The organism is Elusimicrobiota bacterium (assembly GCA_016218575.1).
Lineage (GTDB): Bacteria > Elusimicrobiota > Elusimicrobia > UBA1565 > UBA9628 > JACRDN01.
On the sequence record JACRDN010000005.1, the window covers coordinates 20938 to 41604 of the forward strand.

General features: G+C 62.7%; 17 protein-coding genes. 13 read left to right on the forward strand and 4 right to left on the reverse strand.

Going from position 1 to position 20667, the window contains the following annotated elements:
- Nucleotides 1–8: 8 nt before the first annotated feature.
- The 7 genes from HY921_00605 to HY921_00635 are packed head-to-tail and all read left to right on the forward strand — an operon-like array spanning nt 9 to nt 7908.
- Complete coding sequence (locus tag HY921_00605) at nt 9–611, forward strand: ATP-dependent Clp protease proteolytic subunit (protein MBI5629365.1); 603 nt, start codon at nt 9–11, stop codon at nt 609–611.
- Nucleotides 608–3046 carry an endopeptidase La gene (gene lon / locus HY921_00610; protein ID MBI5629366.1) on the forward strand — a complete coding sequence of 813 codons (2439 nt, stop codon included), beginning with the start codon at nt 608–610 and terminating at the stop codon, nt 3044–3046. Before HY921_00605 ends, lon begins: the two co-directional genes overlap by 4 nt.
- A complete protein-coding gene (locus tag HY921_00615; protein MBI5629367.1) occupies nt 3043–4146 on the forward strand; it encodes an alanine--glyoxylate aminotransferase family protein in 1104 nt (367 codons plus the stop codon). The genes lon and HY921_00615 overlap by 4 nt, the downstream gene beginning before the upstream one ends.
- Nucleotides 4147–5733, forward strand: a complete 1587-nt coding sequence (locus HY921_00620; GenBank protein MBI5629368.1) for a phosphoglycerate dehydrogenase — start codon at nt 4147–4149, stop codon at nt 5731–5733. It begins immediately after the preceding gene.
- Nucleotides 5718–6452: an ABC transporter ATP-binding protein gene (locus HY921_00625; protein MBI5629369.1), complete on the forward strand. Its 735-nt coding sequence runs from the start codon at nt 5718–5720 to the stop codon at nt 6450–6452. Before HY921_00620 ends, HY921_00625 begins: the two co-directional genes overlap by 16 nt.
- Nucleotides 6449–7204 carry an ABC transporter permease subunit gene (locus HY921_00630; protein ID MBI5629370.1) on the forward strand — a complete coding sequence of 252 codons (756 nt, stop codon included), beginning with the start codon at nt 6449–6451 and terminating at the stop codon, nt 7202–7204. The genes HY921_00625 and HY921_00630 overlap by 4 nt, the downstream gene beginning before the upstream one ends.
- A complete protein-coding gene (locus HY921_00635; protein ID MBI5629371.1) occupies nt 7204–7908 on the forward strand; it encodes a hypothetical protein in 705 nt (234 codons plus the stop codon). Before HY921_00630 ends, HY921_00635 begins: the two co-directional genes overlap by 1 nt.
- Before the next feature lie 133 nt (nt 7909–8041).
- Here the strand turns inward: HY921_00635 and ald are convergent, their stop codons facing one another.
- Together ald and HY921_00645 are read right to left on the reverse strand one after the other, a co-directional pair.
- Nucleotides 8042–9154: an alanine dehydrogenase gene (gene ald / locus HY921_00640; protein ID MBI5629372.1), complete on the reverse strand. Its 1113-nt coding sequence runs from the start codon at nt 9152–9154 to the stop codon at nt 8042–8044.
- A 10-nt stretch (nt 9155–9164) separates the two neighbouring features.
- Nucleotides 9165–9641 (reverse strand): hypothetical protein, encoded by a 477-nt coding sequence (locus HY921_00645; GenBank protein ID MBI5629373.1) that lies wholly within the window; start codon nt 9639–9641, stop codon nt 9165–9167.
- Nucleotides 9642–9691: 50 nt separating this feature from the next.
- Here HY921_00645 and HY921_00650 point away from each other — a divergent pair, with 50 nt between their 5' ends.
- Nucleotides 9692–10714: a hypothetical protein gene (locus HY921_00650; protein ID MBI5629374.1), complete on the forward strand. Its 1023-nt coding sequence runs from the start codon at nt 9692–9694 to the stop codon at nt 10712–10714.
- Here the strand turns inward: HY921_00650 and HY921_00655 are convergent.
- Nucleotides 10689–12353: a cation:proton antiporter gene (locus HY921_00655; protein MBI5629375.1), complete on the reverse strand. Its 1665-nt coding sequence runs from the start codon at nt 12351–12353 to the stop codon at nt 10689–10691. The two genes, HY921_00650 and HY921_00655, sit on opposite strands and share 26 nt — an antisense overlap.
- Nucleotides 12354–12500: 147 nt before the next feature.
- Here HY921_00655 and HY921_00660 point away from each other — a divergent pair, with 147 nt between their 5' ends.
- The 4 genes from HY921_00660 to HY921_00675 all read left to right on the forward strand — a co-directional run bounded on the left by HY921_00660 (nt 12501) and on the right by HY921_00675 (nt 18824).
- Nucleotides 12501–12860 carry a hypothetical protein gene (locus HY921_00660; protein ID MBI5629376.1) on the forward strand — a complete coding sequence of 120 codons (360 nt, stop codon included), beginning with the start codon at nt 12501–12503 and terminating at the stop codon, nt 12858–12860.
- A 98-nt stretch (nt 12861–12958) separates the two neighbouring features.
- Nucleotides 12959–14197 (forward strand): TolC family protein, encoded by a 1239-nt coding sequence (locus HY921_00665; GenBank protein MBI5629377.1) that lies wholly within the window; start codon nt 12959–12961, stop codon nt 14195–14197.
- 3 nt (nt 14198–14200) lie between these two features.
- Nucleotides 14201–15553: an efflux RND transporter periplasmic adaptor subunit gene (locus tag HY921_00670; GenBank protein ID MBI5629378.1), complete on the forward strand. Its 1353-nt coding sequence runs from the start codon at nt 14201–14203 to the stop codon at nt 15551–15553.
- A 1-nt stretch (nt 15554) separates the two neighbouring features.
- Nucleotides 15555–18824: an efflux RND transporter permease subunit gene (locus HY921_00675; protein ID MBI5629379.1), complete on the forward strand. Its 3270-nt coding sequence runs from the start codon at nt 15555–15557 to the stop codon at nt 18822–18824.
- 148 nt (nt 18825–18972) lie between these two features.
- Here the strand turns inward: HY921_00675 and HY921_00680 are convergent, their stop codons facing one another.
- The gene (locus tag HY921_00680; protein ID MBI5629380.1) at nt 18973–20034 is read right to left on the reverse strand and encodes a transglutaminase domain-containing protein; all 1062 of its coding nucleotides are present in this window, start codon (nt 20032–20034) and stop codon (nt 18973–18975) included.
- A 90-nt stretch (nt 20035–20124) separates the two neighbouring features.
- On the opposite strand from HY921_00680, the gene HY921_00685 reads away from it, so the two are divergent.
- Nucleotides 20125–20271, forward strand: coding sequence for a helix-turn-helix transcriptional regulator (locus HY921_00685; protein ID MBI5629381.1), 147 nt, complete (start codon nt 20125–20127; stop codon nt 20269–20271).
- Nucleotides 20272–20667: the final 396 nt, after the last annotated feature.

Genomic DNA, 20667 nt, shown 5'->3' on the forward strand with positions numbered 1-20667 from the left:
ATGGAGCCATGATCATTCCAACGATTCTTGAAAAGTGGAACCAGGGCTCGGCCGTCGGCTACGACATCTTCTCGCGCCTGCTCAAGGAGCGCATCGTGTTCGCCGGCGGGACCGAGGGAGTGGTCACCACCGACTCGGCCAACATCATCATCTCCCAGCTGCTCTACCTCGACGCCGAGGATTCCGAGAAGGAGATCAGCCTTTATATCAACTCCCCCGGCGGCATGGTGACCGCGGGCATGGCGGTCTACGACACCATGCAGTATATCAAGGCTCCCATCACCACCATGTGCATGGGCATGGCCATGTCCTTCGGGGCGGTGCTCTTGGCCGCGGGGGCCAAGGGCAGCCGCTACATTCTTCCTCATGCCCGCGTCATGATCCACCAGCCCCTGATACGGGGCGGGCTCTCCGGGCAGGCCAGCGACATCGTCATCGAGGCCGCTGAGATGTCTCGGACCAAGGAGAAACTCATCGCCATACTGGCCCAGCATTCCGGGCAGAGCCCAGAGAAGCTGCGCCAGGATATGGAGCGCAATTACTACCTTTCCGCGGAGGAGGCCAAGACGTACGGACTGGTGGATCATGTTCTGCCTGGAAACAAGAAATGAGCTCCCCTAGAGCCTTGAAGCGCCCCCAGCGCCTGGCGCTCCTGGCGGTGCGCGACGTTGTCGTTTTCCCGCAAATGGTTCTGCCCCTGTCGGTGGGGCGGGCCAAATCCGTGAAGGCCCTTGAGGCCGCCATGCGCGTTCCAGAGAAGCTCCTGTGCGTGGTGGCCCAGCGCGAGATGCAGCTCGAGGATCCCCAGCCCAAGGACCTTTTCGAGATGGGAGTATTGACCGAGATCGTTCAGTTTCTCAAGATGCCCGACGGCACCTTGAAGGTCTTCCTGCAGGGCCTTTCCCGCGCGAAAATCAAGGCGATCGAGTTTTCCCAAGAGAACGGGTATTGGGAGGCCTGCCTCGAGTATCCCGACGAGCCCGCCCGGCCCACCCCTGAGCTCAAGGCCCTGATGCGCCATGCCGTCGAGCTTTTCGAGGAGCACTCCAAGCTCGGCCGCAGACCCGCGGGCGACATCCTGACCGCGATCAAGTCCCTGGATGATCCAGGGCAGCTCGCTGACACCGTGGCCGCCAATTCCCTGGCCAAGACCCCGGAGCGCCAGGCCATTCTCGAGACCTTGGATGTCAAGGAGCGCTTGGAGAAGATTTTGGAGTACTTGAAGGCCGAGATCGAGATCCTGGCCTTGGAAAAGAAGATACACAGCCGGGTCAAGAGCCAGATCGAGAAGACCCAGAAAGAGTACTACCTCACGGAGCAGATGAAGGCGATCCAGAAGGAGCTTCGGCAAAAGGACGATTTCGCGGTGGAGATCGAGGATTTGCGCAAGGCCGTCAAGGAGGCGGCCATGCCCAAGACCGCGGAGGAGGCGGCCTTGAAGGAACTGGGGCGCCTGGAGAAGATGATGCCCTATTCTCCGGAGTCCACGGTCTCCAGGACCTACCTCGATTGGATGACCCATCTGCCCTGGTCCAAGCGCACCCGGGACAACCTGGACTTGAAGCGCGCCGAGGCCGTTCTCGACCAGGACCACTATAACCTAAAGAAGATAAAGGAAAGGATTTTGGAGCATCTGGCCGTCTGCCGCCTGACCAAGGGCTTGAAGGGCCCCATTCTCTGCTTCGTCGGGCCCCCCGGGGTCGGCAAGACCTCCATGGGACGCTCCATCGCCAGCTCCATGGGCCGCAAATTCGTGCGCCTGTCCTTGGGCGGCGTGCGCGACGAGGCCGAGATCCGCGGCCACCGCCGGACCTATATCGGGTCGCTTCCCGGGCGCATCATCCAGTCCCTGCGCAAGGCCGGCAGCCGCAACCCGCTATTCCTTCTCGACGAGATAGACAAGATGGGCATGGACTGGCGCGGGGACCCCGCGGCCGCCCTGCTGGAGGTCCTGGACCCTGAGCAGAATGCGGCCTTCCTCGACCATTACCTCGACGTCGAGTTCGATCTTTCCCAGGTGATGTTCATCTGCACGGCCAACACTCTGGAGGGGATTCCCATGAGCCTGCAGGACCGGCTCGAGATACTGCGCTTTGCGGGCTACACCCACCAGGAAAAGCGCCTCATCGCGGTCAAGCACCTTCTGCCCAAGCAGCTCAAGGCCCACGGGATAAACCCCAAGCTGGTGGCGGTGACGGAGACCGCCGTCGACCGAATCATCGAAGAATACACGCGCGAGGCCGGGGTGAGGAGCCTGGACCGCGAGATGGCCGCGCTCTCCCGCAAGGTGGCCACGGCCTTCGCCTCAGACTTGAAGAAGCCCGTCAAAATCGACGAGGGCAATTTGCCCCAATACTTGGGCATTCCTAAATTCCAACGCGAGCGCAACTCCTTCAACGCCGTGGGAGTCTCGACCGGGCTGGCCTGGACCGAGGTGGGCGGGGTCACCATGGCCATCGAGGCCGTCTCCATGCCCGGCAAGGGCGAGCTCAGGCTCACCGGCAAGCTCGGCTCGGTGATGCTCGAGTCCGCCCAGGCCGCTTTCTCCTACATCAAGGCCAGGGCCAAGGAGCTGGGAATTCCCCCCGAGTCCTTCAAGGACGTGGACTACCACATCCATGTCCCGGAAGGGGCCACGCCCAAGGACGGCCCTTCGGCCGGAATCGCCCTGGCGACTGCCTTGGCCAGCCTCATGAGCGGCCGGCCGGTTCTTGCCGGCATCGCCATGACCGGCGAGATCACCTTGCGCGGACGGGTCCTTCCCATCGGCGGCCTCAAGGAGAAGGTCCTGGCCGCCCATCGCGAGGGGCTCAAGACCGTGCTTTACCCAGAACTCAACCAGAAGGACTTGGAAGACATCCCCGCCGAGATCCTGGCCGAGCTCAAGATGCTGCCGGTCAGGGCCATGGATGAGGTGCTAAGTCTGGCCTTGGGCCAAGCGACGGCTCCCGAGATGCGGAAGGCTGCGCCCTCGGGCCCGGCGTGGCTGCCTCCCGGCCCGCCGCAGCGGCCCGCCATCCCCCCCCCTCCAGGAGGCCTTTCATGAGCGCCGAGAAATACATTTTATTGACTCCGGGCCCTACGCCCTTGCCGCCTTCCGTGTCCCAGGCCATGGCCCAGCCCATTCTGCACCACCGCACCGAGGAGTTCGGCAGGCTTTTCGAGTATGTGATCGCAGAGATGCAGTACGTCTATCGGACCAAGAATACGGTGCTCATGATGACGACCTCTGGTACCGGCTCCATGGAATCGGCGGTGGCCAATATCCTCTCGCCGGGGGATAAGCCCCTCGTTCACACCACCGGCGCTTTCGGGGACCGATTTGTTTCCATCCTCAAGAGCTACGGCTTGTCTCCGGCGGTGATAAGCGAGGAATGGGGCCGCGCGGCCTCCCCGGAGCGCCTCAAGGAGGCTTTGAAGGCCAATCCCGGGACGAAGGCGGTTTTTCTTCAGCACACCGACACCTCGACCGGCGTGGTCAACGACATCGAGGCCTTGTCCGCCGTCGTCCGTGAGAACTCGCAGGCCCTCGTGGTCGTGGACTCCGTTTCTGGCCTGGCGGCCGAGAGGCTCGAGACCGATGCCTGGAATCTCGACGTGGTCTTGACCGGCTCCCAAAAGGGGCTCATGAACGCTCCTGGGCTTGCCTTCGCCGCGGTTTCGGCACGGGCCTGGAAGGCGGTCGAGGCCGCCAAGCTCCCCCGCTTTTACTTCGACTGGCGCGCCATGAAAAAATCCCTGGCCGACCGGGAGACCCCCTACACTCCCGGAGTCACCTTGGTGGCGGGCCAGGCCGAGGCCCTGCGCCTTATCCGCCAGGAGGGGATCGAGAACGTGTGGAAGAGGACAGGGGAGCTCGCGGCTCACACCCGCGAGCAGGCCCAGGCCAAGCTCGGGCTCTCCCTGTTCGCCAAGGATCCGGCCAACATCCTCACGGCCTTGCGCCTGCCGGAGGGCACGGACGGCAACGCCTTGATCGCGGATATCCTGCGCCAGGAGCGCATCTCGATCGCGGGCGGGCAGATGCACCTGAAGGGAAAGATCATCCGCATCGCCCACATGGGCTACATCACCCGGGCGGATGTGGACGCGGGCCTCGAGGCTTTGGCAAAACATCTCGCCCACGCCGGCGCCTCCAAGCGCTGAATGAAGGTCCTGGTCACCGACGCGATAGACTTGGAGGGGCTCGAGTCCCTCCAGAACCATCCCGGCATCGAGCTTTGCTACGAGCTCCACCCCTCTCCTGAAAAGCTCGAGAAGTTCCTATCCGGGACGGGGGCGTGGCTGGTGCGTTCAGAGACCAAGGTCACCAAGGCCTGGATCGAGAAGGCTCCGGACCTGCGCCTCATCGGCCGCGCCGGGGTCGGGGTGGACAACATCGACGTTCAGGCCGCGACCTTGAAGGGCATCGCCGTGGTCAATGCCCCCTCCGCCAATACCATCGCGGCCTGCGAGCATACCTTCGGGCTCATGCTGGCTCTTTCCCGCAACATTGCCCAGGCCGATGCCGACGTCAAGGGCGGGCGCTGGCAGCGCGCCAAATGGATGGGGACCGAGCTCCAGGGCAAGACCCTGGGCATCGTGGGCCTGGGCCGGATCGGCAGGGAGGTGGCCAAGAGGGCGCTGGCCTTCGGCATGCCGGTGCTGGCCCTGGATCCTTTCATCTCCGCCGAGCAGGCGCGAGAGCTCGGCGTCGAGCTCTCTGACTTGAGGACTTTGCTGGGCGAAAGCGATTTTGTCACCTTGCACGCCCCGGCCTCTGAGAAGACCCGCCGTCTCATGAACGCCGAGACCTTGTCCTGGATGAAGAAGGGCGGGCGCCTCATCAACTGCGCCCGCGGGGAGCTCATAGACGAGGCAGCGCTCGTCCAAGCACTCTCCTCAGGCCGGCTCGGAGGGGCCGCCCTCGATGTTTTCGAGGGCGAGCCCTTGGATCCCAAAAGCCCCTTGCGGCAGTTCCCTCAGGTGATTTTGACTCCCCACCTCGGAGCCTCGACCCAGGAAGCCCAAAGCAAGGTGGCGGCCGAGCTTTCCCAGAGCGTCATCTCCTTTTACGAGAAGGGGATAGCCTTTAACGCCTTGAATCTTCCCGGCTTCGACGCCGAGACCCTCAAATCCCTGGGAGAGCTCCTGGATTTGGCCGAGATCATGGGCCGGTTCTTGGGGCAGATGATCGATTCGGGCTTGAGGGAGCTCGACTGCAACCTGCAGGGCGAGTTCAAACCCTCCCAGCGGCGGCCCTTGTCCGTGGCGGCCTTGAAGGGGCTTCTTTCGACCATGCTCGCCCAGGGCGTTACCTATGTGAGCGCTCCGGTGCTGGCCAACGAGCGGGGCATCAAAACCTCGGACTCGGCCGATCCCGCGGCGCGCCAAGGCTACCGCCAGCTCATTACCTTGACCGCCGTCACCGACAAGGGCCCGGTTTCGGTGAGCGGGGCCTTGATGTCCCAGGGAGAGCCCCGGATCGTGCGTCTGGGGGACTTGAGCGTCGAGGTCCGGCCGCGCGGGAAAATGATCGTCTTGACCAATCGCGACACTCCCGGGATGATCGGCAAGGTGGGAGGTCTTTTGGGCCAAAGCGGCATCAACATCTCGGACATGCGCGTCGGGCGGCACGCTCCCCATGGGCAGGCCGTCATGGTGCTTACGGTGGATGAAGAGGCGGATTTGGCCCTGCGCCGCAAGCTCGAGAAAATCGAGGGAATCACCAGCGTGAGATGGGTGAAGCTCTAGCCTTTAGGAGCGTTTCCAAGGTCTATTCCCGCTCGCATTTGGGAAAAACGACCTATAGCCGCGGCATCGAGGGCCTGGATTTGACCGTGGAAGCCGGAGAGGCCTTCGGCTTGCTCGGACTCAACGGCAGTGGCAAAACCACCACGTTCAAGCTGGCCCTCGGCCTCCTGCGCCCGACCCGGGGCTCGGTGAGCCTTCTTGGGCTTGCCCCCTCCTCTGCTCAGGCCTATGCCCAGGTTGGGTTTCTCCCCGAGCTTCCCTATTTCTACCCGTTCCTCACTCCCGAGGAATCCTTGCGCTTCTACGCCCGCCTCTCCGGCCTTGCCGAAGCGGGCCTAGGGGAGAGGATTTCCCGCACCCTCGAGGCCGTCGGGCTCGCGTCCCAGGCCCGGCGCAAGATTCGGGAACTTTCCAAGGGCACGGTCCAGCGCATCGGCCTGGCCCAAGCGGTCCTTCATGATCCCCAGGTCATCATCCTAGACGAGCCCGTGAGCGGCCTCGATCCCCTGGCCATCAAGGAGTTTCGCGATACCCTCCTGGATCTCAGCCTCAAAGGGAAAACTTTGGTGATATCCTCCCACAGCATATCGGAGCTCGAAAAGGTCTGCCACCGCGTGGGCGTGCTCAAGGAGGGGCGCCTGGTGCGCACTTTGCGCCAGGATGAATGGCGGGCCAGGCCGGGGCGTCTGGAGGAGCTGTTCGTGGAGACGGTGCGGTGAGAAACGTCTGGATCATCGCCTTCAATTCCTGGCAGGAGAATTTGAGAAGCCGCTTCTACATGCTCGCCGTCATCTTCGGCGGCGTCACCTTGTACGTGAGCCTTCTCCTGGGGCTCTTGGCCGCGGACCAGGAGCTGCGGGTGCTCCTGGATTTCGGCTTGAGCTTCATCGAGCTCATGGCCTTGGCGGGAGCCGCGTATGGCGCCGCCACGATCATCTTGAGGGAGATGGAGACCAAGACCATTTATCTGATCCTCACCAGGCCCGTGAGCCGGGGCCAGTATTTGCTGGGGCGCTTCATCGGGCTTTTGCTCTCTATCCTGGCTTCGATGCTTCTCATGGCCGCGGCGCATCTTTCGCTTCTTTTCGTCAAGGGGTGGGAGTGGCAGTGGGGCTACTTTTTGGCGCTGTGGGGCTCATTCCTCAAAGTCTCCTTGGCCGCGGCGCTCACGACCTTCATGGCCCTCTTTTCTTCGTCGGCCCTCACCGCGCTCTGCATCTCCGCGATACTTTGGAGTCTCGGGCATTTTCTTCCCGAGATTCGCTTCATGATCGCCTGGGGTTCGGCCCGGGCCGCCATGGTTCCGCTGACGATTTTATCCTACGTCATTCCGAACCTCCAGCTCCTCAATTATCGCGATCATCTGGGCTCGGGCCAGCAGGCCTTTTTCGTTCCCCTGGCCTACGCCGCGGCCTACGCCGGGGTGTGGCTGGGCTTGGCCTGCCTATACCTCAGAAAAAAGGAGTTCTGATGCTTTGGGCCCTGGCCGCCAGCGCCGCGCTCAACCTGGCCGCCCTCCGGCTGGGCCCGTCCGCGTCCCGCGATCCCCTGGGAGTGAGGCTGAGCGCGGATAACGCCGTCGAGAGCGCGTCTCTTATGAGTTTCGGGATGAGGCGCCTGGCGGCCGACCTCGGCCTCATTCGCCTCCTCGTCTATTACGGCACGCCCGAGCCAGACTCGCGTGAGGCGCACGAGGGCGAACCGGGGCACCATCACGAGCCTTTCGACTCCGATCATCCCGAGCGCTCCTGGGGCGGCGGATTTTATCCGGAGCTCGGGCCGCGGGCCAGGCGCCTCTTGGACATAGACCCCAAGTTCAGCTATCCCGCGCTATTTTCCGCCGGGGCCCTGGCCTTCAACCTCAACCGCCCGCAGGAGGCCTTGGGGCTCCTTGAGTACGGGCTCAAGCGCGACCCCGGCAACTTCCAATTCCACGCCTACATAGCGGCCATCGGATTCCACAAGCGCGGGGACATCGCGCAATCGGTGAGGCTCTTGGAGCCGGTCCTGGGCCAGCCGGATTGTCCGACCATGATCAAGAGCATGGTCGCCTTCCTGTACAAGAAGTCCGGGCAAAGGGAGAAGGCGATCCGCCTCTACCGTGAGATCATAGAGACCACGCGAGACGTCGGCTACCGCGAGACCGCGGAAAGAATGCTCAAGGAAATTGAATAAAACTGCAGGATTGTGAGGCACCGTGGAGCGCTCACGATTAGAAAAATTGAAACAGCATGAAAACAAACGCTCCGGCAAAAGCAATTCCCGGAATACCCCTGTACCGGCCCACTCTTCATGTGGTCGCCGGCGCTTAGAGCAGCGCCAGGATTTCCTGGGACTGCTCCCCGCAGGCCTGGGCCACGCCGGGGCAGGTGACCTTGCCCTTGTAGACGTTGACTCCCTTGCGCAGGGCCTCGTCGTGGCGCACGGCCTCCTCGAGGCCAAGGCGCGCGATGGCGCGGGCGTACTTCAAGGTGACGTTGGTGAGGGCGTAAGTAGATGTATTGGGCACGGCCCCGGGGATGTTGGGCACGGCGTAATGCAGGACCCCGTGCTTGACGAGCACCGGGTTGTCGTGGCTTGTCGTCTCGCAGGTCTCGATGCAGCCCCCCTGGTCCACGGCCACGTCCACCACGACCGAGCCCGGGCGCATCCTTTTGATCATGCCTGCCGTGACCAGGTGCGGCGCCCTGGCCCCGGGGATAAGCACGGCGCCGATGACCAGGTCCGAGCTCAGCACGGCGTTGGTGATGTTCTCATCGTGGCTCATCAAGGTCGTGACCGCGTTGCCGAAGACGTCGTCGAGATAGGCCAGGCGCGAGGCGGAGATGTCGAGGATGTTTACCCGTGCGCCCATGCCGACCGCTATCTTGGCGGCGTTGATGCCGACGACACCTCCTCCGATGATGCTCACCACCGCGCGGTTGACCCCCGGCACTCCCCCCAGGAGGATGCCCCGGCCGCCGTAGTGCTTTTCCAAAAATTGCGCCCCGAGTTGGACCGCCATCTTGCCGGCCACCTCGCTCATGGGGGTCAGGAGCGGGAGGCTGCCGTCCTTGAGCTGGATCGTCTCGTAAGCCACGGCCTTCACCTCGGTTTTCTCGAGGAAGCGGGTCAGTCCGGGGGCGGCGGCCAGGTGGAGGTAGGTGTAGAGAATCTGGCCTTCATGAAAATAGGGGTATTCCGCCTCCAGGGGTTCCTTGACCTTGACGATCATGTCGCTTTCGGCGAAGAGCTTTTTCTTGTCGGCCACGATCTTGGCCCCGGCCTCGATGTACTCCTGGTCCGTGATGCCCGAGCCGACGCCGGCCCCCTTCTCGATGAAAACGGCGTGGCCGTCGCTGGCCAAGGCCTTGGCCCCGCCTGGAACGAGCCCGACCCGATGCTCCCTGTTCTTGATCTCCTTCGGCACTCCGATTCTCATGGGTTGGCTCCTAGGGCAATCCGTAATAAGAGGCGAATTCGGGGATGCTATCCACTCCCATGGGGTAGCCGGCCACGTCGCGCAGGATCCGGCCGTCCCGGGTCGAGACCACGAAATGCGGCACCCCACCGGACAGCTTGAGCCGGCCCTCGGGATCGAGCAAGGTGTCCGGGCCGAAGACCTGGGCGTATTGTCGGAGGTCTTCTCCTCTGGAAAGTCCCACCACGAAGCGGGTGGCCACGTCCTGACCCTGGAGGTAGGTCCTGAGCGCCAGGAAGGTCGGGGTCGCCGCGCGGCAGTAGCCGCACCAGGGGGCTACGTACACGGTCAGGCACTTGGGAGTCGGGCAAGAGGCAAGGGATTTTCCCTCGCCGCCCGAGAGCCTCGGCAAAGTCACGTCCAGGGAAAATTGGTTCGAGCGCCGGGAGCAGGCGCTAAAACAGACGGACAAAAGAAGAACGGTCCACAGGAGACGCTCCCGCACCATGAGGTATTCTAGCAAAATAAGCTAAAATCTCTGAGAATCGGCGGCCCCCAATGCGAAAACGTCTTTCCCCCATCGTCGCCGGCCTCATTCTCGGCGTTTCCACTTCGGCCTGGGGCGGGACGGCGCCTTCCCGCCTTCCCCGCCCTACGCCTTTCGAGGCCTTGGCCCGCCCGGAGTTCTTCCCCGAGGCGCGGATGCTCGGAACCTCCGAGGAGTCCGGTCCCCTTTATAAAGAACTTCAAGCCGTGGCCGCCAGCAAGGCCGGGTCCCTGCCCGCCATGGCCGGGAGGTATTCCTACCTTCTAATCCCCGGGATCAGTTGGGACCTCTTGCCGGGCTATTTAAAGCCGAACCTGGGCAGGCTGACCTATTTGGGTCTCGAGGGGCGCTTCGTGCCGACCGACCCCCTGGGTCCGGCTGCGGACAACGCAGAGGTCCTTGCCTCGGCCATAGAAGAGGCCCGCATGCCTGTCGTGGCCTTGACCCACAGCAAGGGCGGGACGGATTTTCTGGAGGCGTTGAGGCTCAGGCCTTCTCTCCAGTCCCGGGTGAGGGCCTTGGTCACCTTGCAGACTCCGCACTGGGGCACTCCCACCGCTGATTGGGCCCTGTCCCACCCCTGGCTCTACCATGCCGCCATGCTGGGCAGCCGTCTCCTGGTCCCGTCCCGCCTGGGGGCCGCGATCCCCAGGGACTGGATGCGGGCGGTGGAGGAGCTGTCCCAGGCTTACCGCGCCGAGCGGGCCGCTGACGGTTCTTGGCTCGACCCCGGCATCCGGCTCTTCTCGATGGCGACCTGGTCGTCTTCGGGGGGCCTGCAGGGCAATATCAGGAGCCGCCTCATTCCGGAACTCTACGGGCGCCAAAACGACGGGATCATTCCGACCTTGAGCCAGATCATGCCGGGTTCGCGCTTCGCGGTCCTGGGGGACGTCAACCATCAAGAGACGGTGTACGCGCCGAGCCCGGTCTTGAGCCTGGCCGGGGCGCGCATCGCTTACACGAGCTTGGCCGCCGATCTTACGGAGGCGGTCGTGCGCTGGATTTTCACCCCGCCAGGCTCCGGCGCATAAGCTCGAAGAGGCGGCCGCCTGCAAGCTTGTTGGGAAGGATCACCTCTTGCGCCCCCGCGGCCAAAAGATGCTCGGCCTCTGCCGTTTCCTCGGCGGTCAGAATGAGCCGGGCCTCTGGAGCCAGGCGCTTCAAATGCCCCAGGAGCCTGCGGTTGGAGGTGCCCTTGAGGAAGGTGTCCGAAAGAGAGCAGATGACGAGACGGGCCTGCTCGATCTTCAAATGCTCGAGGGTTTCGGGATGGGCCAAGTCCCCATAGACCCAGAGAAAGCCTCTTTTTTCGAGGCGGCTTCTCAAGGCGGGGTTGTAGTCCACCACGAGAATCCGTTCCTTGGCCTCGGGCCAGTCCGATTCCACGACCCGCAGGAAAGCCTCTCCTTCCCTGTAGCAGCCTAGAAGCACGATGTCCCGGGCCTTCACCTCTTCTGGGCGGCTGCCTGGCCCGGTTTTCTCCGCGATGCCGAAGCGGCCCAGAAGCGCCATAATACCGCGGGCCAGGGGATCGTTGAACATGATGATGTAGGTGGACAGAACCGAGGCCGAAAGCATGGCCATGAGCAGAAGGGATGGCAGCCCGGAGGAGACATGGCCGTAGCCCGCGCCCAGGGCCAATATCACGAGCGAGAACTCGCTGATCTGCGCCAGGTTTAAGGCCGCGACCAGGCCGGTTCTGAGGCCCAGGCCCAGGAGCCGCGCTGCGGGCGCTACGGTCAAGAGGCGCGTCGCCAGGACCACGCCCACCGCGACTCCCGCCGCGGCCAGGGTTTCCCCCGTCGGGTTTGGGAATTTAAGGCCCAGAGACACGAAAAACAATGTGACGAAAAAGTCGCGGACCCCGGAAAGCTTGGCCGCGACGTCGGCTCCATAAGGGAAGGCGGCGATGCTCATTCCCGCGATCAGAGCCCCCATTTCCTTGGACAGGCCCGCGCTTTGAGCCAGGCCGCAGAGGGAGAAGCACCAGGCCAGGGAAGTCAGGAGCACCAGCTCCGGGGCCTTTCCCGCGGCGTGGAGGATTCGTCCCAAGAGATGCCGGCTGGCGCCGAAGGCCAGGGCCACGAGCACCGCACCCTGCCCCAGGGACTTGAGCACCGAGGCCAGCTCTGGATGGAGGAGGTTCGGTTGGAATGCCATGAAAAGGATGGCCCATAGGTCCTGGAGCACGAGCACTCCGATCGTGAGCCGGCCGGGCGTGGTGGCGACCTCGAATTTGTCGTGGAGGAGCTTTACCACGATCAAGGTCGAGCTCAAGGCCAGGGCCAGGGCCAGGTAGAGGCGGTCATAGAGGCACGGCGCCATCCACGAGCCCAAGGAGGAGAAGTAGCCGAGCCCCAAGGCGAGGCAGGAGAGGAACTGGATCGTCCCAAGGAAAAACACGGCCCGGCCCATGCTCGAGAGCTCCCGCAGGTTGATCTCGAGGCCGATGATGAAAAGGAGGAGGATAAGGCCGATTTCGGAGATGAGTTCGATGCTGGCGGGGTCGTTTACCAGGCCGAGGCCCAACTGGGGTCCCAGGAGAATTCCCCCCAGGACATAGCCCAGGATGAGCGGTTGTCCCAGGAGTCGTAGGAGATTGCCGGCCGCGGCCGCGAAAATGATGCCGAGGCCGATGTCGGTGAGAAGCGGCAAGGGCGCTTGGTGCACCAGGGGATTATAGCCAAAATTCGGCGCAACGAACCCGGCCGTGATTTTGCTAAGATCGCCGGCCCTCGCTGAGCAGATCCGCGCCGAGATCCTGCGCCGCGAAAGGAGTATTGCGCAAGCAGCAATAGTAACCTATACTCATGACGAATGAAGGCCAAGATTCTTTTGAGCGGCGCCATCGCGTTGATTCTCGGGGTTTGCCCCTGCGTGGCCGCGCTCTCCTCATTGGCCGGACTCGCAAGCCCGCACTCCTGTTGCCCGTCAAAACGAATACCGAAGGACCGGCAGGGGCATCAGGGTGGAGACTGTTGCCTTCGGGCGCCGGCTCAGCCTTATGTCTCGCCTCCGGTTCCAGATGACCAGCCCTTCCTCTGCCTCCTCGATTCCGGCGCCCGCGAGGTTTTGATCGGCGTCGCGGCCGTTGAGTCCGATTCCGGACGGCCTCCGCCCGGCTTGTCGCCCCTTGCCGCTTGCTTGCCCCGCGCTCCCCCCGCCCTCTCGGCGTAGCCGTTTGTCGGCCTTGTGTTTCGCCATCGCTTGCCTGGAGGAGAAAAGCGCATATGAGATTTATGATAGATTGTGCCATCGGATATTCACGTTTATTCTTGGGATTAGCCGCGGTCTTGGCCGCTTGCGGCCAGTTTGCTGGGGCGCGGGCCTCCCAGGCGCCCTCAGCGCCCTTCTTCACCTTGAGCCAGGCGCTGGACTTGGCCGAGGCTTCCAACCCGGGAATTCTCTCGGCCAAGAGGCGCTGGGATGCTGTCAGGCACCGCGCCGTTCAAGCGGCGACTCCGGAAAAGCCGCGGCTGGATATCGAGAGGATGTACGCTCCCGCGGGCAAGAGCCTTGCCGCCGGCGCCGATGAGCGCTCCTTCTCCATCACCCAAGAGCTGCCTTTCCCCACGAGTCTCTACCTCAGGCACGCCCTAGCCCGGCAGGACGCCGGCATCGCCGAACAGGAATATCGGGCGAAGGTTCGAGATGTCCTCTCCGGAGTCCGCGCCGCTTACGCGATGTACTACCTGGCGCACCGCAGCATCGACATATCCAACGAGCACGTCGAGCTGATGAAGCGCTTTTCCAAGGTGGCGGAGTCCAAATACACGGCCGGGCGCGCCAGCCAGTCGGACGCGCTCAAGGCCCAGGTGGAGCTTACCAAGATGTTGAACATGAGCCTGGTGCTCCTTCAAGACAGCGAGGCCGCGCAGGCGATGCTCAACGCATTGCTCGGCCGGGACGCGGGCGAGCTTTTGGGGACGCCGGGCGAACCGGAACCGCCCAAAGCCCCTGCGCCTCTCGAGGAGCTCAGGGACTCGGCTCTCGCGCAGCGCCCGGAGCTCGCCGGAGCTAGAATCGGGGCCGAGCGAGCCGCGCGCTCAGTGAGCCTTGCTCGATCGGAATATCTTCCCAGCTTGATGCTTCAATATCGCCGCCGTTGGGATCCGACCAGGGGCAGCACGCAGGACGGCGTCCTTGGATTCTCGGTCCCGTTGTGGTTCTGGAGGCCCGCCGCGATGATCGCAGAGGCCAAGGCCGAGAAGGAGATGTCCGAGGCGGAGCTTAGAGCCATGGAGGTCATGACTCTCGCCGACCTCAAGACAGCGCGCATCCGCGTAGAGACGGCGCAAAGGCTCTCGGAAATATTTCGAACGACGGTGCTTCCGCAGGCGGAGGCGGCATTGCGCGTCGCCGAGGCCGGCTATCAGGCGGAGAAGACCAGCTTTCTCGACCTTTTGGACGCGGAGCGCTCCCTGTTGAACTTCAGGCTGGAATACTATCAGACTCTCGCTGATTATCAGCTCCGGCTGTCGGAGCTGGAGCGCGCGGTCGGAAGGAGGTTGTAAGCCATGAGACGAAAAGTTTTGATCCTGGCCTTGCTGGCCGCGCTTGCCGCCGCCGGCGCCTTCACGGCGCGTTGGCTGCGCCACGACGGCATCGGCCAGTCGCGGCGCGCCGCGGCGCCAAGATACCGCTGCCCGATGCATCCGAGCTACAGCTCCGAAAGGCCGGGCGACTGCCCGATCTGCGGCATGTCGCTCGTGCCGGTCGAAGCGGACGGCTCCTCGTCTAGGGCGGGAGAGGCCGTCACGGGGAAAAAGACGTGCTTGCTGCACAACTGCAAGATGGCGAACTGCCTCATGGAACTGCCGCTTGAGCCGGGGCAGAAGGTGTCTTGCCCGGTGTGCGGCGTCCACGTGGCCGAAGCGTTCCAAACGCCGCCCAAGAAGGGGCAGGTGCTCTATTACCGCCATCCGATGCGGCCGGAGGTTTCCTCGCCGGTTCCCAAGAAGGATGAGATGGGGATGGACTACGTTCCGGTTTACGCCGAGGAGGAGAGGGCGGCCGAGACGGTGCCGGGCCAGGCGACGACCGTGATCTCGGCCGAGCGCCGTCAAATGATCGGGATGAAGTCCGCTCCGGTCGAGCGCCGAGACCTGCGCGTGACCGTGAGGGCGAGCGGGCGAGTGGCCTACGACCCGGACCTCTACAACGCTCTGGCCGAGTACCGCGAGGCCGCGCGCGCGCGGGGCAAGGTCAAGGACAGTCCGTATCCGGACGTCCACGAGCGCGCCGAGGCCCTCGTGCGCGCCGCCTACCTGCGTCTGCGGCAGATGGGCCTTTCGGAGTCCCAGATAGAGGAGAGCGTGAAATCCGAGCAGCCCCTGAACCTCCTCCTGGGCAGTCCGGGCGGCGCGGTTTGGGTCTACGCCCAGATCTACGAGTACGAGATCGGCTTGGTCAAGCCAGGGCAGGCGGTGACGATCACGACCCCGGCCTATCCGGGCAAGAAGTTCCACGGGAGGATCAAGGCCGTCGACCCCATCCTCTCGGCCGAGACGCGCTCGCTTAAGGCGCGCGTCGAAGTGCCAAATCCCGAGGGGCTCTTGAAGCTCGAGATGTTCGTCAACGCGGTGATCCAGGTCGAGATGGGGCGCAGGCTCGCGATACCCGAGGAGGCGGTCATCGATACCGGAGAGCGCAGCGTCGCCTTCGTGGATCTCGGTGAGGGCCGCATCGAGCCGCGGGAAGTGGCGGTCGGGCGGGAGGCGGACGGCTATTATGAGCTCCTGTCCGGGGTCCAAGAAGGCGAGAAAGTGGTCACCTCCGCCCAATTTTTAATCGATTCCGAATCGAAGCTCAAGGCGGCGATGTCGAAGGCCGGGGCCAAGCCGAAGACCGCGCCCAGGCACGGGCATTGAAATGATCGAGAAACTGATCGCCTGGTCGGCCAGAAACAAGTTCATCGTCTTGATCCTTGTCGGAGCAGCGCTCGCTGGCGCGGCCTACAGCATCAAGCACGCCCGGCTCGACGCCATCCCGGACTTGTCCGACACGCAGGTCATCGTTTACTCGCGCTGGGACCGCTCGCCAGACATCATCGAGGACCAGGTCACTTATCCGATCGTGACGGCTCTCCTCGGCGCGCCGCGCGTGAAGGCGATACGAGGATTTTCCGACTTCGGCTATTCCTACGTCTACGTGATCTTCCAAGACGGGACGGACGTCTATTGGGCGCGCACGCGCGTGCTCGAGTACCTCAGCAAAATCCAGGCCCAGCTTCCCGAGGGCGTGCGGACCCAGCTCGGGCCCGACGCGACGGGGGTCGGCTGGGTGTTCCAGTACGCCCTTAAGGACACCAGCGGGCGCCATGATCTGGCCGAACTGCGCGGCTTCCAGGATTGGTACCTGCGCTACTACCTGCAATCGGTGCCCGGCGTGGCGGAGGTGGCCTCTGTTGGCGGCTTTCAGAAGCAGTACCAGGTCAATTTGGATCCGAACGCCCTCATCGCCTACAACGTCCCGCTCATGAAGGTGCTCGACGCCATCCGCGACGGCAACAACGACGTGGGCGGGCGCCTGGTTGAGTTTGCCGGCAAGGAGTACATGGTCCGGGGCCGCGGTTACGCCACATCCATTTCGGATATCGAGAATATCGTCGTTGGGCGGGACGCGAAAGGAACCCCGGTCCTGGTCCGCAGCCTGGGCAAGGTGGCGCTGGGTCCAGACATCCGGCGCGGCATCGCCGATCTCGATGGGGAAGGGGACGCCGTGGGCGGCATCGTCATCATGCGCTACGGAGAAAACGCGCTCAACGTGATCAAGCGGGTCAAGGCGAAGCTCAATGAGATCAGGCCGTCGCTTCCCGAGGGCGTTGAGGTGCTCACGACCTATGACCGCTCGGAGCTCATCGAGCGCTCGATCGCCACGCTCAAAGAAGAGCTGTTTCTGGAGCTTCTGATCGTCAGCCTCGTGATCCTGGTGTTCTTGTGGCACTTTCCGACCGCCATCATTCCCATCGTGACGATCCCGGTCTCGGTCGTTCTGACCTTCATTCCCATGTATTTCATGGGGCTGACCTCGAACATCATGTCCATCTCCGGGATAGCCATATCCATCGGCGTGCTGGTCGACGGCGCCATCGTCGAGGTGGAGAACGCGTACAAGAAGCTCGAACGCTGGATCGAGGGCGGGCGGCAGGGCGATTTCCACGAGGTCCGCCTCAAGGCGCTTCAGGAGGTCGGGCCCGCCGTCTTCTTTTCCCTGCTCGTCATCGCCGTCGCCTTCATGCCGATATTCACGCTCTTGGATCAGGAAGGGCGTCTTTTCAAGCCGTTGGCCTACACGAAGAACTTCGCGATGGCGATCGCCGCGATTCTCGCCGTGACTTTCGACCCGGCGGTGCGCATGATGTTCTCGCGCATGGACTACTTCACGTTCCGGCCCGCGTGGCTTTCCTGGATCCTCAACCAGGCGACCGTGGGCAAATACTACCCCGAGGAGAAGCACCCGGTCAGCCGCCTCCTTTTCCGCTTCTACGAGCCCGCCTGCCGCTTTGTTCTGCGCAACCCGTACAAGACGGTCGCCGCAGCCGCCCTGCTCGTGCTGACGACAGTGCCGGTTTACATGCGCCTCGGTTCCGAGTTCATGCCCCCCTTGAACGAAGGGACGATCCTCTACATGCCGACTACCTTGCCGGGGCTTTCCGTGACCGAGGCCCAGGGGCTCCTTCAGACCCAGGACCAGATCCTCAGGAGTTTTCCGGAGGTGGAGAGCGTCTTCGGCAAGGCCGGCCGCGCCGACACCTCGACCGACTCCGCGCCGTTTTCCATGATGGAGACGACGGTCGTCTTGAAACCTAGCGACCAGTGGCGAAAGAAGCCGCGCTGGTATTCGTCGTGGCTGCCGGAGCTCCTACAGCGGCCGCTGCGCCATCTTTGGAATGATCGCATCACGTGGGATGAACTGATTTCCGAGATGGATTCAAAAATGCGCTTCCCGGGGGTGACCAACGCCTGGACCATGCCCATCAAGGCGCGCATCGACATGCTGACGACGGGAGTCCGCACGCCGATCGGGATCAAAATATTCGGATCTGATTTGAAGGAGGTGGAGCGCTTCGGCACGGAGCTGGAGGGCTTGCTCCAAGGCATTGACGGAACCCGGAGCGTCTATGCCGAGAGAACCGCGGGCGGTTACTTCCTCGACTTCGACCTCAAGCGCGAGGAGCTCGCGCGCTACGGACTGACCATCAAGGAGGCGGAGATGGTCATTATGTCCGCCATCGGAGGCGAGCCGGTCACGACCACCATCGAGGGCCGCGAGCGCTACACGGTAAGCGTCCGCTACGCCCGAGAACTGCGCGACACTTTGCCCAAGCTCCGTCGCGTCCTGGTTCCCACAACGAGCGGCGCTCAGGTCCCGCTTGCCCAGCTCGCAGACATCGAGCTGCGGCTCGGGCCGGCGATGATCCGCAATGAGAACGGCCTGCTGGCAGGCTATGTTTATGTGGATGTGGCGGGCCGCGACATCGGCGGCTACGTCGAGGAGGCCAAAAGGAGGGTGGCCGAGGGCTTGCGCCTACCGGCCGGGTACTCGCTTCAGTGGAGCGGCCAGTACGAGAATATGGTGCGAGTGCGGGAGCGGCTGAAGATCGTCCTGCCGCTGACCATTTTCATAATCCTCTTTCTCCTGTACATGAACACGAAGTCCTGGGTGAAGACGGGCATCGTGATGCTGGCCGTCCCGTTCTCGCTGGTCGGAGCCGTCTGGTTTCTCTTCGCCCTCGGCTACAATGTCTCGATCGCCGTTTGGGTCGGCATGATCGCGCTCATGGGGCTCGACGCCGAGACGGGCATCTTCATGCTCCTTTACCTCGATCTGGCCTACCAAGAGCGGGTGCGCGAGGGCCGCATGCGCACCGCGGAGGACCTTAATGAGGCTGTCATCCATGGAGCGGTCAAGCGCGTGCGGCCAAAGCTGATGACGGTGGCGTGCGCCTTCTTGGGTCTGATTCCGATCATGTGGTCCTTGGGGACGGGTTCCGACGTCATGAAACGCATCGCCGCGCCCATGATCGGCGGGCTGTTTACGAGTTTTATCATGGAGCTTCTGGTGTATCCGCCGATCTTCTTTCTATGGAAATGGCGCTATGAGATGAAAAGAGGGGCCGCTGTAAAGGCAGCAGGTTGAACTTGCCAAAATTCTCGGCATCTCCAAGGTTGCCATCTGCCGCTACTTTTTCCGGCACAGTCGCAGTCCGCTTGAAGTCTAAGACCTCTTCGTAGAACCTGTTGCCCAGAGTTCTGCGTCTGCAGTCTCCGGGGCTCCTTGCCGCTGGTCATTCAGTTGGTTCAAGGCTGCGCAGGTAGCTGCGCAGCTCGCCGAGGTTGGAGAAGGACAGCGTCTTGACGGACTCTGCAAAAACCCGGCCGTAGCGGTAGAGGTGCGCCGAGTAACCCCCCCCTTTGGTCTTTTCGATATGTATATCGAGATCTGCCTTTGGGAACTGCAGAACGACGCCCGCGCGCGACGGGTAGGCCTGCATCGGGCGAGCCAAAATCTCTTCGGAGAGCGCTGGGAGCTCCGCTCCCGCTCGCGGAAGATCGAGGACCCGTCCGTTCTTCTCATTGAGCTTCATCGGATCGATGGCCTTCGAAAATCGGACCATGTAGTCGCCTAGGCGAATTGAATCAAGGCCATAACCAGAAGGGTCCAACCCCTTGAACATGACGCAAAACCGATTATCGCCGCCGACCTGCATGGGTATAAAAGGATTCGCCGGATCATAATCGGCGATGTAGCTGCGGCCCGTCGAGTCCAAAAGGACCCACCGGCCATCGATATAGGCTTCCACGAAGACATGACCGCGATATTCTTGGACAGGCCGGCCGGCTCGCACATCCATCATCCAAGGGATGCTGGCCGTATCGGCCATGAGTGCGGGATAACCCGCCGATCGCAGCAGCGTCGCCAGCACAAGCGCCCAGTCATGGCACCCCGCAAGCGTGCGGGATTCAAGAAGCTTCGCGGCAGTGTACTTTCCGGAGGTTTTTCCCCCATCCGGACTGCTTGCGAAGTTGTCCTCAATCCATTGATGAATGCGTGCGGCGTCCTTAAGCCCATCGCTGCCCGCCACGCCGGCCTCTTTCAGGATGTCTGCAACCTGTTTGATGTCGATCTTGGATTGCGCTCCGGCAGCGAGCGCTGACTGAGGATGACTATGGTAAGGAGTCAGCGTTGCCGGAGTTATCGGCTTGCTTGTGGGCTCCTGCGTAGTCGCTGATCCGTCCAGAGCCTTTCGCACGTCTTTGAGAGTGGGCAGGTTGGGTGCGCGAACGTCCTCAGCGGATGGGTAGGAGAGCGCAAGCGCCAGGCAGATCAGGGAGAGCGCGGCCCTCATGCCCTAAGGCTAACAGAAAAATCTGCTCAACGCAACGGTGTGACGGGTGAACGGCTACGGTTCATTCGGCGCAAATTCAGGACTCCTGGCATGTCGGGAGTCCTGAATTTCAGGCTCCAGCGGGGTATTCAGCAGAAGGAGTTAGCTGAGGCCATCGGGGTTTCGAACGTCACAATCTGCCGCTACGAGCGAAACGCTTCCAATCCCCAAGACGTAATTAGTGAGAAGGATAAATAAGGCCTTCAAGCTGAATGGAGAGTGCGGCCACTTCCTGTCGCCTAGCGCCTTCCCATGCCTGCCGCCTCCAGCTTCTTGCTGCACCAGTCGAGAAGGCGCCCGACAAACTCAATCGTCAGAAATCACGAATTTAGTAAAATAAACAACTCTTTATTTGCGGATGCTGTTATGAGTGGAGCGGTGCTGGCACAAGGATGATGCGTTATGAGCAAGAGCCAGGGGGCGAAGCCTCTATAGATAAAATTAGGCTCTACCACGCCAGCACCAGTTCTCGACGCGACTGTTGGCGCGCGCCGCATTGAAAAAAGTCGTTAGTACTGATTCCACTTCGCGACTCAAGGGGGCCGGCCGTGAAAAAAGCAATTGTTGAAGCCGCGCGGCAGGCGAAGAAATCCG